Origin of the sequence: Paraburkholderia sp. GAS82, assembly GCF_050436285.1 — a bacterium.
GTDB lineage: Bacteria > Pseudomonadota > Gammaproteobacteria > Burkholderiales > Burkholderiaceae > Paraburkholderia > Paraburkholderia phenazinium_B.
In genome coordinates, this window is the sequence record NZ_JBNDLX010000007.1 from 405,712 (window position 1) to 418,737 (window position 13,026).

A 13,026-nucleotide genomic window follows, 5' to 3' on the forward strand; every position below is an offset into this window, starting at 1 on the left:
CACCTCACGGGCAGCACAGTACCAGCGAAACTATTCAACGCAAACCGTCTTCGCCCTTGATTTCGCTCGCCTGCAATCCACCGATGCGCGGCAGCGGCCGGCCCGAGGCCGTCACCGCGACCGCCACCACGATTTCATTGGCGCGCGGCGCATCGGCAACGCGTGCTTCGATGGCGTCGAAATGGCTGCGCACGAAGGCGGCGTCTTTATGGCCAAGCGGTACGTCGATGGCAGTACCCAGCGTGCCCATTTTCTTCGCCGACGGCACCAGTGCCGCCCCCTTCTCCACTGCAACGCGCAGCGGCGCACCAAGCTTTGGATGCAGGATCGCCGCAGCGTGCTCCAACTCGCCCGCCTCGCCGACAATCGCCGCCTTACCGTAACTTTGCGCCTCGCCGGGTTCGATGCCCAGCGCTTCGACGCACTTCTTGCCGAGCAGCGCGCCAAGTTCTTCACCCGCCTCGATCAGTGCATCGAGTTTAGGTTCGAAGCGGCCCGCGTAGGGGTTTTCGATGACGGCGATGGCCACCGCGCGACGCGTCGGCGGATCGATCGTCTGGCCCATTTCAATGCGTGTTTCATCTACCTGAACTACCAGCTTGCGAAGCTTGATTGCCATTTCGCTCTCCGTGTATGGGTTCGCCGGGTTTGCGTGAGCCCGGTTTGCCTTGACCCTGCGTTGACCGTGTCTACGTGTCTGCCACTACGCTACGTCGCGGTGGCCTAGCGCAGGCCGTCCTTCCCGACAATCGCCTCTTTCGCGAGACCGCCTACCCGCGCATGCACGCGCTGCCCCGTGCTCATGACGAGGATGTAGACCACTTCGTCCGCTGCCGGCGCTCCGGGCACGCAGACTTCGATCGCATCGAAATGACTGCGCACGTAGCTCGCGTTCACATGAGTCATCGGTACATCGAGCGCCGTGGAGGGTGCACCGACCTTCTTGGTCGACGGCACGATCGCGTTGGTCGGCACGCCGTTCTTCTCCAGCAGTTCACGCATGGCGTAGCCGCCCGGCACGTGCCATAGCGCACCGTGTTCCAGTTCACCCGCCGCGCCGACGATTGCTCCCTTGCCGTAGCTCTCGATTGCCGCATGCGGGACGGCCATCGCGGCAAGCAGACGCTGGGCCAGATCGATGCCGATCGGCTTGAGCGCTTCCATGGCGTGCTCGATCTTCGGCTCGTAGCGGCCCGCAAACGGATTCGTCATCACCGCGGCAATCGCGCCCTTGCGCAATGGTTGCGCAGGCGGCGGTCCGAACTCGTGAAAAATGTCTTCGACGTGCGTCAGCACGCGGCGGATTTCGAACACGGAGCCTCCGTTGGATATTGGGTGTTATGGGTCACGCGCAAGCCGCTGCCAGCGGTCAGCGGCGCACGCAAACCCGTCATGCCGACGACACTCACGCGCCGCTGCAAAAACAGCGCGGCGCCTTCGATCAAACCTTGCTCGTGCAGACGTCTCGCTTCCTGCGCACCGCAGGCGAGCGCGAAATCGACCAGCGGTTGCGGCAACGGCGGCACATCGACGGTGACCAGCAAGTCGCCGAGGTCGCTATCGTCTTTCAGCGACGAAGCCGGCTGGCGCACGATATCCGCGTGCTTCAGATCGACCGCGTTGGCGATCATCGTTGCAGCGGCATCGGCGGCGGCGGCGCTGCGCGCCAGCACGGTCACGCTATCCGCGATGCCGAGGCTGAAACTGCGGCCACGCCAGCCGCTCGTTGCAATACCGCGCACCGGCGACGCAGCGTCGAGCGTCAGGTTGGCGTCGAGCTTGAGGCCTTCATTCAAGCCGGCATCGGGACCATTGGCCAGGCTCGCGCCTTCAAATTCAGCCAGATCGGTGAACACGCCGATCCGGTAATGTTGGCCCTCGCCAAGATACAACGCAATATCGCCGCCGTTGTTGATGAACGCCCGCGATACGCCGGGCCGCGCGAATGCCGCGATCAGTTCATCGGCCACGCTGCCCGCGACTGCAGCCATCGGCGTGATATAGCGGGCCCGGTGCGGATAACAGGCGTCCCACATGCGGCGTGCGACCGCGCCTTTGCATGGCGCGCTCGACGCATCCTGCGGCACGGGCTGGCGTAACTTCGGCAACTCGGCCACCAGTTCGTCGAGGATCGTCGTGAAGCGCGCCCAGCACGCTTCATGCGCAGCCTGTACCGCCGCGGCGTCACCATCGGCGCCGATGATCAGATCGATCGGGCCGTGATGCAGGTGCCAGCGTGTGGCGTCGAGGGGCGCGCGGGTTGCGGTCATGGGCGTCATCCGAGCATCGGTGGTGTGCCGAGCGGCCAAGGGTTGTCAGGGTGACGCACGAGGGTACGGCGCCCGAGCGGCGCTCCTTCCACATGATCTGGTCCGTGAGCGAGCACGCTTTCCAGCGAACGAACGGCATCGAGGTGGCCGCCGAGATCGCGGTAAACGTCATAGCTCATGGTGAATTCGATCGGCGCCACGATAGCGGGTGTGGGCACCGTACCGAACGAACGGTCCGGCATACGCGTCACGTCTACCATGACGGTGATACCACCACCAGGCCATACGTACGCAGGCGCCCCGCCGCAGGTCACGTTCACCAGACGCTGTTTGATCGCACGGGTCAGCAGAACGGGATTCTCAGTAGCGCCGGCGCGCAGGCTGCCACCCGCGCCGCCCAGGAAAAGCACCGTAGCCAGCGATGGCTCGCAGTTTTCGCCAATCCGCTCCACGGTCCGACGAACCGCTTCGGGCATCTCCATCACTCGCGGCACCAGATTCGCATCCAGTTCGTACCACTGCGCATGTTCGCCCGTGGTGGACACCATCAACAAACGCATACCGGGCTGCGCTACAGCGGCATCAAAGCCCTCAACGATGGCAAGCGGGTCCGAGATGTCCGTGCCGCCCCATCCCGTGCCGGGGTTCGCAACCTGAAAATAACGGCCCGGTGTCGATTTGCGGCCGCGAATCTTCAGACCTGAACGCGTCATGCCGAGGCATCGTCCCGCCTGATGCTCGGTTAGCACGCCGGTAATGTGATCGTCGACCACCACTACTTCGTCGACATGCCCGAACCACTGCTTGGCAAATATGCCGATGGTGGCCGAGCCGCAACCCACACGCATGCGCTGCTCTTCGACGCCATCCACGATCGGCGCCGCGCCGGCGCGAATCACGAGACTCGCGCCGCCGTCGATGGTCAGCTCCACCGGCTGCTTGTTGCCGAGTTCGAGCATCATCTCGCAGGTCACGCGGCCCTCTTTCTTGCTGCCGCCGGTCAGATGGTGGACGCCGCCGAGGCTCAGCATCTGCGAACCGTATTCGGCCGTGGTCACGTGGCCGACGATCTCGCCCTGGCAACGCACATTTGATTGCTCGGGGCCGAGAAAACGGTCGGTATCGATTTTTACCTTGAAACTGCAGTAGCTGAAGATGCCCTCGGTGACGACCGTCACCATGTCGACGTCGTCGAGCTTTGAAGAAACGATGAAGGGCGCCGGCTTGTAGTCAGGATAGGTAGACGACGCGCCTACGCCGGTTACAAACAGCGCCTGCTCCTGAGCCTGGAGTGCCGCCGGCGAAGCTCCGTTCACGCCGGCAGATGCACCAAATTCGATCACCGCTGCTTCGTCCGTGGGCTTGCCGGACGCAAGCGACGGCGCCATGAACACCACCGGATCAACGCGGATCAACCGCCCGTCCGCATTTGCATAGCGGTCGCAAGCTCCGGTGCGGCCTTCGGAGATCTGGCACAGCACGGGACACGCATTGCATTCGATCTTGTTGCCCGCCATCCGCTCGCTGCGGGGCGCCGCTTTTTCGAGCACGGTAGGACCGGGCGTGGAGGCGGTTTCGCCATCCACACGGTCTGCACCGAAATCGACCTTCGTATGTTCGGTCATGTTGGGGTTCCCATACGACGACATTACAATCGGCCCTGCCCGGTTGACGAAATAGCCCTTGTTTCAAGGCATATTCGTGTGACCCGCACCGGCATGCATTTTGAAAAATGTTGCGGTCACTAACCGTTCGTGTAGTATGCACTACATCAAACTTGATAGAAATCTACTCGATCAAAATAGACTGCGCAACGTCTTTTCCCTGGTCACTGGTCATGTTGCGGCGCGCCATTGTCTGCGCCGCGGCCCTATGCAGAAGGAGTTTCGCCGTGACACATGTCGTGACAGAAGCCTGCATCCGCTGCCGTTATACCGACTGCGTAGACGTCTGCCCGGTGGACTGCTTCCACGCCGGACCGAACATGCTGGTGATCGATCCAGACGAATGCATCGACTGCGCGGTCTGCGTAGCCGAGTGCCCCGTCAATGCAATTTACGCCGAAGAAGACCTGCCTGCAGCCCAACAGACGTTCACCGCGCTGAACGCCGAGTTGACCGGCGTGTTCCCGGTGCTAAGCAAGCGTGAAGACCCGTTGCCCGACGCCGATGCATGGAAAGACGTCACGGAAAAATTGCATCTGCTCGAGCGCTGAGGCGTGCCATGCCGCGTCCCATGCGTTCCGTGCCGCCGCCGTTCAGCACTCTGATTTCGCCGCACCGCAGCCTCCCCGGCATGCGTATCCGGCTCCTCGTTCCCCCGTTGTTTTTCCCTCAACCGATCGCAGGAGAAACCCATGAACGAAGTTGTTGACCACCCCGCCTCTCACGATACGCAGGACACCCATGCCGAACCGCCATCGCCCATCACAACCGACGCATTGATCGTCGGTGCAGGGCCGGTCGGCCTCTTCCAGGTGTTCGAACTGGGGCTGCTTGAAATCAAGGCGCATGTCATCGATTCGCTGCCGGTAGTAGGCGGCCAGTGCGTCGAGCTGTACCCGGATAAACCGATTTACGACATTCCTGCGGTGCCGATCTGCACCGGTCAGGAGTTGGCCGACAATCTGTTGAAGCAGATCGAACCGTTCGGCGCAACGTTTCACCTCGGGCAGGAAGTGCAGATCGTCGAGCGTCTGGAAGACCGGCGCTTCTTCGTGCGCACCAGCAAAGGCACCGAGTTCGTGACTAAAACCATCTTTATTGCAGCGGGGGTGGGCTCGTTCCAGCCACGCACGCTGAAAGTCGCAGGCATCGACAAATACCACGGGCGGCAACTGTTCTACCGCGTGCGCGATCCAGAACTGTTCCGCGACAAGGACATTGTGATCTGCGGCGGCGGCGATTCCGCGCTGGACTGGGCACTCAATCTCGTGGACGTCGCGCAAAGCGTGATCCTCGTGCACCGGCGCGATGACTTCCGCGCGGCGCCTGCATCAGTAGCAAAAATGCGCGCGCTCTGCGACGATCTTCGCATGCAATGTCTGGTCGGCCAGGTAAGCGGTTTCGAAGACAATCATGAAGCGCTTCATCGCATCAAGGTGACGGGCGGTGACGGCGTCACGCGCACGCTCGAACTCGATCATCTGCTGGTGTTCTTCGGACTCTCCCCGCAGCTTGGGCCGATTGCCCAGTGGGGACTGGATATTGAACGCAAACAGGTAGGCGTCGATACGGAGAAGTTCGAAACCAATGTGCCGGGCATCTTTGCGGTTGGAGATATCAACACCTACCCCGGCAAAAAGAAGCTGATTCTCTCGGGATTCCATGAAGCCGCGCTGGCAGCATTCGGTGCTGCGCCCTATATTTTCCCGGACAAGAAGATTCATATGCAGTACACAACAACCAGCACTAAACTGCACAAGGTGCTGGGTGTGGAGTCGCCGGTGTTCGATTAATGACGTGCTTGCCCGTTTGCATCCGGGCGGTATGATGACAACGGCCGGCGGCGGAAACCGCTGGCCCGCAGTTTTGTGCCTAGTTTTGTGAGTAGATGCATCAGAACCATCACCAGAGAGAACCGAGGCCGCCCATGAGTCCAACTGCCGCCCGCAAGACGGGCGCTACCGGCATCCGCGCGAAGCAGGCCCAGGATACGCGCGCAAAGATCCTGAAAGCAGCCATCAAGGTATTCGCTAAGCAAGGCTATGCAAGCGGCCGGGTCGAAAGCATTTCAAAAGCAGCGCGCTCGCACGACCGGATGATTTACTACTACTTCGGCAGCAAGGAGCAACTGTTCGTCGAAGTGCTGGAGACGATCTACTCGCAGTTCAATGAAGCCGAAAGCCGGCTCGACCTGGATCTGGACAATCCCGTGCATGGCCTGCAGCAGATGGTCGAATTTGTCTGGCAGTACTACCTCGATCACCCCGAGTTCGTCACGCTGCTGTCCAGCGAAAATCTGCATCAGGGTAAGCACTCGAAGAAATCGTCCAAGCTGCGTGAGATTTCCGGCTACGCGATTTCTGTGGTCCAGAAAGTGCTGGATGCGGGCAAGGACAAGGGTGTGTTTCGTAGCAGCATCGCGGCGCGCGATGTGTACATCATGATCGCGTCGTTAGGGTATTTTTATAACGCCAATCAGTACACGCTTGGCGCGTTTCTGGGCGAGTCGCTGATGGACAAGGCGGCACTCGCGCATTGGCGCGAGGTCATCAAGGAGACGGTACTGCGAGCGGTGTTGGCAGAAGTGCCGGCCGAGGTGGCCGGCACAGAGAGCGAAAAAGCTTCGGTATAGGGCTGACCAGGGCTGGCGCTTACGCCTTTGCCCCGTCTTCCTCGCGGAACAGCTTGTCGGCCAGATGAAACGCCGAGTTAGCCGCAGGCACGCCGCAATAGATTGCGGTCTGCAGCAGCACTTCCTTGATCTCGTCGCGGGTCACGCCGTTGTTCTTCGCGGCGCGCAGATGCAGCGCGAGTTCTTCGCTGCGATTGAGCGAAACCATCAACGCGATCGTCACGAGGCTGCGGGTATGACGCGGCAAACCTTCGCGCGTCCAGATCTCGCCCCATGCATAACGCGTGATGAAGTTCTGGAATTCCTCGGTGAGTTCGGTGCGGTTGGCCAAAGACCGCTCTACGTGCGCGTCGCCCAGCACGGCGCGGCGCACGTTCATTCCGGCTTCGTAACGTTCGTCGTCGTTCATTGCTGCTCCGTGAGGAAGTCGAGGATGGTCTTCGTAAAGGCGTCAGCCTGCTCAATGTTGGAGATATGCGAGGAGTCGAGCTCGACATAGCGCGCGCCAGGAATCGATGCTGCGAGCTCCTTGCCTTGCGCGGGCGTCGCGGCCAGATCATGCGTACCGGAAATCACCAGCACCGGCAGCTTGATACCAGGCGCTTCGGGACGCAGATCGGTGGCATCGATCGCTTCGCAATTGCTGGCGTAGCCTTCCTTGTCCGTGTGGACGAAAACATCGCGGATCACGGAGAAGATCAGCGGTTCGCGTGCGATGAACTCGGCGGTGAACCAGCGCGGCAAAACCGCTTCGGAAAGCGTCAGCATTCCTTCCTTGCGTGCCCGTTCGGCACGCGGCACCCAGACTTCCGGCGAACCGATGCGCGCTGCCGTATTGCACAGCACGACGCGTTCGAAGCGGTTCGCGTGACGGGCCGCGAGGCCGACGCCGGTCAGTCCGCCCATCGAGAGGCCGCAAAAATTCGCCTTGGCGATCTTCAGAGTATCCATCAGGCCAATCACGTCGCCCGTCAACTGTTCGATCGTGTACGGCCCCTTCGGCGCTTCCGAATGACCGTGGCCACGCGTGTCGTAGCGCAACACGCGAAACGTCTTCGATAGCGCGGCGACTTGCGGCGCCCACATCGACATATCGCTGCCAAGCGAATTCGACAGCACGATCCACGGCGCGTGACCATGACGGTCGCCGTCGATCCGATAGTGAAGCTCGATGCCGTTGACTGCGGCGTAGGGCATTCCGTTACTCCTGGGAAGGTGCGCGGCCAGCGCGCTCGCTGTGAAGAGCCAGCACAGCGTCTACATAGGCGTGTGCCTGGCCGACGTATTGAGCCGGATCGAGCAGGCGCTGCAGTTGCTCGACCGGAAGATGTTCGGTGACTGCGGTATCGGCGGCGAGCACGTCGAAGAGCGTTTGCCCCGATTGCACCGCTGTTTTCGAAGCCCGCTCTACCAGATGATGCGCGTCGAGCCGGCCTATGCGGTCGCCCAGCGCAAGCATCACCGATTCGCCGAGGATCAGACCATGCGTAACTTCGAGATTGCTCGCGAGCCGTTCGACGTTGACGTCGAGACCGCTCACGATCTGTTCTATGTTGGCAAGCGCCCCACCTGCGAGCCGCGCGAGATCGGGCAGTGCGTCCCACTCTGCCTGCCAGCCGCCGAGGGCACGCTCGTGTTCCTGCACCATGCCTGCAAGCACGGTAGCGACGAGCCCCGGCGCGCGCGTCGAGGCGGTTAGCACGGCCGCGCAGCCGACGGGATTGCGTTTATGCGGCATCGTCGACGAACCGCCCTTGCCCGCCGCGGCCGGTTCGGCCAGTTCGCCGAGTTCGGTTTGCATCTGCAGCGAGATGTCGCGAGCAATCTTGCCAAGCGTGCCGATCAGCATGCCGAGCCATGAGGCCGTTTCGGCGATACGGTCGCGCTGCGTATGCCACGGCACCGCGGGCACGCTCAGGTCCAGCTCTTTGCCTAACGCTTGCGTTACTTCCGGCGCTGCGTCGCGCAGACTCGCAAGCGTGCCGGCCGCGCCGCCGAATTGCAGTGCCAGCACGCGAGGGCGCAACGCATCGAGCCGTTCTTGATGACGCAGTAACGTATCGAGCCACTGCGCGAATTTCAGACCCAGCGTAATCGGCAAAGCCTGCTGCAACCAGGTCCGGCCGATCATTGGCGTCGCGCGATGGGTGCGGGCAAGCACAGCGAGCGCTGCGCAGGTAGATTGCAGATGCGGGCCAAGCAGATCGAAGGTGTCGCGCAGTTGCAGGACGGTCGCGGTATCGATGATGTCTTGGCTCGTCGCGCCCCAGTGGACGTATTTCGACGCCTCTGCGTCCGCCGCCTTCACGCGCGCAGTCAGTTGCTTGACGAGCGGAATGGCCAGATTGCCGCCGAGCGCCGCGTCGCGTGCGAGCGCGTCGGCATCCAGTTGATCGGCCTGGCAAGCCGCTTCGATCGCGGCCACCGCCGATTGCGGAATGACGTTGTGCTGCGCCGAGGCCCGCGCGAGCGCCGCTTCGACATCGAGCATTCTTTGCAGCGTGGCGCGGGGCGACCAGACATCGTTCATTGGCTGCGTGCCGCAGATGAGACCGGTCAGACGGGCGCTGGCTTCGAGCATGGTGAATTGAAAAAACGGAGAGAGGATATCGTCCGAGCGTCCGAATCTACGCGCAAGCGGAGCACGCGCGGCCTTCGGAAACAATGGACACGCGAGACACGTTACACCATAGTCGCCAATGCCGCGCTGAGGTCACGCAGCGCGTGCCGCCTGGATGCCGTCGATCAGCGGCACGCCGGTCAGCTTGTGCAGCGCGTCGAAATCGATGTCCGAGAAAATCTCGCGCACCACGAGGCCGTCTGCGGTGACGTCGATCATCGCCAGGTCGGTGTAGATGCGATCCACGCAGGCCACGCCTGTGACAGGATAGGTGCACTCGGCAGCGATCTTGCTTTCGCCCTGCTTGGTCAGGTGCTCCATCATCACGTACACCTGCTTGGCGCCGATGGCCAGATCCATTGCGCCGCCGACTGCCGGAATCGCATCCGGCGCGCCGGTATGCCAGTTCGCGAGGTCGCCCTTGGCCGATACCTGGAATGCGCCGAGCACGCAGAAATCCAGGTGGCCGCCGCGCATCATCGCGAACGAGTCCGAATGGTGGAAGTACGCACCGCCCGTCAGCAACGTGACGTGCTGCTTGCCGGCGTTGATCAGTTCGTCATCTTCCTTGCCGGGTGCCGGTGCAGGGCCCATGCCGAGCAGACCGTTTTCGCTGTGCAGGAAAATTTCCTTGTCTGCAGCGAGGTGGTTGGCCACCAGCGTCGGCACGCCGATACCGAGGTTCACATACGCGCCTTCAGGGATGTCCTGAGCGACGCGCTTCGCCATTTCATCGCGGGTCAGTTTTTTCATGTCGGGTCTCCTCAGGCTGCGGTCGCGGATGCGAGCTCTGCTTCATGCGTGGCTTGCGGCACTTCGATCACGCGTTGCACGAAAATGCCGGGGGTGACGATCACTTCCGGATCGAGTTCGCCGAGCGGCACCACTTTCGACACCTGCACAACCGCAGTTTTCGCCGCGCTCGCCATGATCGGGCCGAAGTTACGCGCCGTCTTGCGATACACCAGATTGCCCCAGCGGTCGCCCTTGAAGGCCTTGATCAGCGCGAAATCCGCATGCAGCGGCGACTCGAGCACGTAATGCTTGCCGTCGATCAGGCGCGTTTCCTTGCCCTCCGCGAGTTTCGTGCCGTACGCGGTCGGAGTAAAGAAGCCGCCGATACCCGCACCTGCTGCGCGAATACGCTCGGCGAGATTGCCCTGCGGCACCAGTTCGAGTTCGATCTCACCGGCGCGGTAGAGCGCGTCGAACACATAGGAATCGGTCTGGCGCGGGAACGAGCAGATGATCTTGCGCACGCGCCTGGCCTTTAGCAACGCGGCCAGGCCGATGTCGCCGTTGCCGGCATTGTTGTTGACGATGGTGAGCTCGCGCGCGCCTTGCTCGATCAGCGCGTCGATCAGTTCGGACGGCATGCCGGCCGTGCCGAAACCGCCGATCATGACGGTCGCGCCGTCGTGCACATCGGCGACCGCCGACTGAAGTGACTCGAAAATCTTGTTGATCATGTCGAATTCCCTAAGGGACGCGCCGTACCGTGCCGCTCGCGCCGTCACGGCACGCCTGCTTTGGCGAACCACGCGGAACGGTTTGCGGGACGGTCTCCACGTCCTGGTCATGGCGCGCCGACCGGATTCGATCAACACGCAGTTTGTTCGCGAATTTGTTCGATATACGAACACTGATTCGTTTAGCGAACGCATTGGCGCATTATGAAAGCTGCTGCTTGCGCTTGTCAAGGCGGGGCTATCCATGATCCGCTTTTATCCCACCTGCCCGGTAAAAATTCTGACGAAAGAAAAGAAGTCCCCGCTTGTTTAACCTGTTCAGGATATTCAATATCTTGATCTGGCGATCTTCGATGTCCACGTGGTTTTGAGTTCCTGACGGTTGGGGTAAGTGATTCAGGACACACGATCCGTATCTCACGTATCTCACTTCATCAGGATTCTTAACTAACCAAATTGAATGAGCCAGATCGAACCACAATTCATCATAGAGACAAAATATCTTGCAGCTCAACCATCCGCCTAACAACAACGTCGACGCAACCGTGGACGTGGAGGCGCTTGTCGCACTCGCCGACACTGACTTTGCCGCGCGGCGTTTCACCGAGGCGATGAATGGTTACCGCAAAGTGCTCGCCATCAGCCCGCGCCATGTGCACGCGCTGCATCTGATGGGACTCGCCTGTGTGCATGCGAACGACATGAACCAGGCGCGCGGCTATCTTGAACAGGCGCTGCAAGTCGCCCCTGACCGCGCCGATCTGTGGGAGCACGCCGGCCTGCTCGCGGCGTTGCAGGGAGACATCGTTTGCGCCGACGCGTTCTATCGTCGCGCGATCGCATTGGGCGGCAGCACCGCCAGCCTTCACAGGAACCTCGCTGACAGCCTGCGGTTGTCTGGCCGCTTTAGCGAGGCAATCACCCACTACAAAAATTCCCTTGAAATCGAGCCAGCGTTGCATCATGCAATTCGTGCCTTGGCCCGAATCAGCGCGCAAATCGGCCACATCGATGACGCCGCCGATTACTGGTTGCGCGCATGGACGCTCGATGCATCCAGCCTGCAGGACGGCCTTGATCTGATTGCAGCACTGGCAAAGACAAACCGTACCAGTCAGCTCAACCTGGCGACCGCGCAGATCCGAACCCGCTTTGCCCGCGACGCCGAGGCGCTCAAATCGCTGTCGTTCGTATTGAACACCAACGATCATTTCAGCGACGCATACAGCGTTGCGACACAGGGACTCGCCATCGATCCACGCCATCCCTTACTGCACCACAACGCAGCGCGCGCACTCGGCATGCAGGGTGACCTTGCCGCAAGCCGGCCACACAGCATGGAGGCTGCGCGGCTTATGCCGGATAACCCATATATGCAATTTCAACTGGCCGGTGTGCAACTTGGATTGGGCGATTTCGAAGAAGGCTGGCAGCGATACGGATGGTTCTACAAAATCCCCGGCCGGGAGAAAGAATTGGTCCGTCCACCGTTTCCTGAATGGCAGGGTGAATCGGTTGCGGGACGTCTATTCCTGCTGATTGGTGAACAAGGACGTGGCGATGAAATCCAGTTCATCCGGTTTGCTGAATGGTTGCATCAACAACGAGCAATCGTCGACGTGCTGGTAAGCGAGCCCATAGCAAGGCTAGCTGCCAGCATGACGAACGTGCGAACCGTATGGACTACCGTACCTCCCGGACCTTACGACTACTGGAGTCATATGCTAAGGATTCCAGAGCGCATGAAACTCAGCTTGCCCATGCTCCCCGTTGCGATGCCGTATCTCGCCACGACGCCTCACACGTTTCGCTATTGGCAGGGCTACATTGATGCCCTGTCATCGCGAAAGATGAGCGAAGGAGGCAAACGTATCGCCGTGGTGTGGGCAGGCAGCGCGACCCACGCTCTCGACCGTTACCGGTCTATCCGGATCGAGGCGCTAAAGCCGCTCTTCAACCTCCCGCAGGTCAGCTGGTATTCCGTGCAGAAAGGCGAGCGCGAACGCGAGAGCGAACGTTTCGGCAATGACTTCGACGTGCACACGTTAGGCCCCGCAATCGAAGACTTCACCGATACGCTCGCGATACTTCAAACGCTCGATCTGCTCATTACGGTAGACACCTCCGTTGCCCACCTTGCCGGAGCCGCGGGCTTGCCCGTGTGGACGCTTATACCCGCCTGCGCGGACTGGCGCTGGCTGACGGACAGAACAGATAGCCCCTGGTATCCATCAATGCGCCTGTTCCGGCAACGTCGGTTGGGAGAATGGGATGCCGTCGTCGACGAGGTAAGGCATGCGCTACGCGAGTGGCAAACGGCCTCTTCGGCGCTTTCCCCAATATCCGCCAGCGCGATTTAAGGAGTAAGGTA

Annotated in this window: 13 protein-coding genes; 4 read left to right on the plus strand and 9 right to left on the minus strand. The window is 61.2% G+C overall.

The window, feature by feature from the left end:
• Window positions 1-34: 34 nt before the first annotated feature.
• The 4 genes from P3T17_RS23635 to P3T17_RS23650 all read right to left on the minus strand — a co-directional run bounded on the left by P3T17_RS23635 (window position 35) and on the right by P3T17_RS23650 (window position 3,895).
• Window positions 35-619, minus strand: a complete 585-nt coding sequence (locus P3T17_RS23635) for an amino acid synthesis family protein (RefSeq protein WP_074267661.1) — start codon at window positions 617-619, stop codon at window positions 35-37.
• A 104-nt stretch (window positions 620-723) separates the two neighbouring features.
• Window positions 724-1,314 (minus strand): amino acid synthesis family protein, encoded by a 591-nt coding sequence (locus P3T17_RS23640; RefSeq protein ID WP_074267660.1) that lies wholly within the window; start codon window positions 1,312-1,314, stop codon window positions 724-726.
• Complete coding sequence (locus P3T17_RS23645; protein WP_429409122.1) at window positions 1,290-2,270, minus strand: UPF0280 family protein; 981 nt, start codon at window positions 2,268-2,270, stop codon at window positions 1,290-1,292. The genes P3T17_RS23640 and P3T17_RS23645 overlap by 25 nt, the downstream gene beginning before the upstream one ends.
• A gap of 5 nt (window positions 2,271-2,275) precedes the next feature.
• Window positions 2,276-3,895, minus strand: a complete 1,620-nt coding sequence (locus tag P3T17_RS23650; protein ID WP_429409123.1) for a 6-hydroxynicotinate reductase — start codon at window positions 3,893-3,895, stop codon at window positions 2,276-2,278.
• A 266-nt stretch (window positions 3,896-4,161) separates the two neighbouring features.
• On the opposite strand from P3T17_RS23650, the gene fdxA reads away from it, so the two are divergent.
• From fdxA to P3T17_RS23665, 3 genes are all read left to right on the plus strand, one after another.
• Window positions 4,162-4,485: a ferredoxin FdxA gene (fdxA, locus tag P3T17_RS23655; protein ID WP_429409124.1), complete on the plus strand. Its 324-nt coding sequence runs from the start codon at window positions 4,162-4,164 to the stop codon at window positions 4,483-4,485.
• 141 nt (window positions 4,486-4,626) lie between these two features.
• Window positions 4,627-5,727, plus strand: coding sequence for an NAD(P)/FAD-dependent oxidoreductase (locus P3T17_RS23660; RefSeq protein ID WP_429409125.1), 1,101 nt, complete (start codon window positions 4,627-4,629; stop codon window positions 5,725-5,727).
• A gap of 134 nt (window positions 5,728-5,861) precedes the next feature.
• Entirely contained in the window at window positions 5,862-6,566 is a 705-nt protein-coding gene (locus P3T17_RS23665; protein ID WP_429409126.1) for a TetR family transcriptional regulator, read from the plus strand.
• Window positions 6,567-6,585: 19 nt separating this feature from the next.
• On the opposite strand, the gene pcaC is transcribed toward P3T17_RS23665, so the two are convergent.
• The 5 genes from pcaC to P3T17_RS23690 all read right to left on the minus strand — a co-directional run bounded on the left by pcaC (window position 6,586) and on the right by P3T17_RS23690 (window position 10,655).
• Window positions 6,586-6,975 carry a 4-carboxymuconolactone decarboxylase gene (gene pcaC / locus P3T17_RS23670; protein ID WP_074267655.1) on the minus strand — a complete coding sequence of 130 codons (390 nt, stop codon included), beginning with the start codon at window positions 6,973-6,975 and terminating at the stop codon, window positions 6,586-6,588.
• Entirely contained in the window at window positions 6,972-7,763 is a 792-nt protein-coding gene (gene pcaD / locus P3T17_RS23675) for a 3-oxoadipate enol-lactonase (RefSeq protein WP_429409127.1), read from the minus strand. Before pcaD ends, pcaC begins: the two co-directional genes overlap by 4 nt.
• A 4-nt stretch (window positions 7,764-7,767) precedes the next feature.
• The gene (locus tag P3T17_RS23680; RefSeq protein ID WP_429409128.1) at window positions 7,768-9,147 is read right to left on the minus strand and encodes a 3-carboxy-cis,cis-muconate cycloisomerase; all 1,380 of its coding nucleotides are present in this window, start codon (window positions 9,145-9,147) and stop codon (window positions 7,768-7,770) included.
• Between the two features lie 132 nt (window positions 9,148-9,279).
• Complete coding sequence (locus tag P3T17_RS23685; RefSeq protein ID WP_429409129.1) at window positions 9,280-9,939, minus strand: 3-oxoacid CoA-transferase subunit B; 660 nt, start codon at window positions 9,937-9,939, stop codon at window positions 9,280-9,282.
• Between the two features lie 11 nt (window positions 9,940-9,950).
• Window positions 9,951-10,655, minus strand: a complete 705-nt coding sequence (locus P3T17_RS23690; RefSeq protein WP_074267651.1) for a 3-oxoacid CoA-transferase subunit A — start codon at window positions 10,653-10,655, stop codon at window positions 9,951-9,953.
• 503 nt (window positions 10,656-11,158) lie between these two features.
• Between P3T17_RS23690 and P3T17_RS23695 the strand changes: the two genes are divergently transcribed.
• On the plus strand, window positions 11,159-13,015 hold the full coding sequence (locus P3T17_RS23695; protein WP_429409130.1) for a tetratricopeptide repeat protein: 1,857 nt from the start codon (window positions 11,159-11,161) through the stop codon (window positions 13,013-13,015).
• Window positions 13,016-13,026 lie beyond the last annotated feature (11 nt).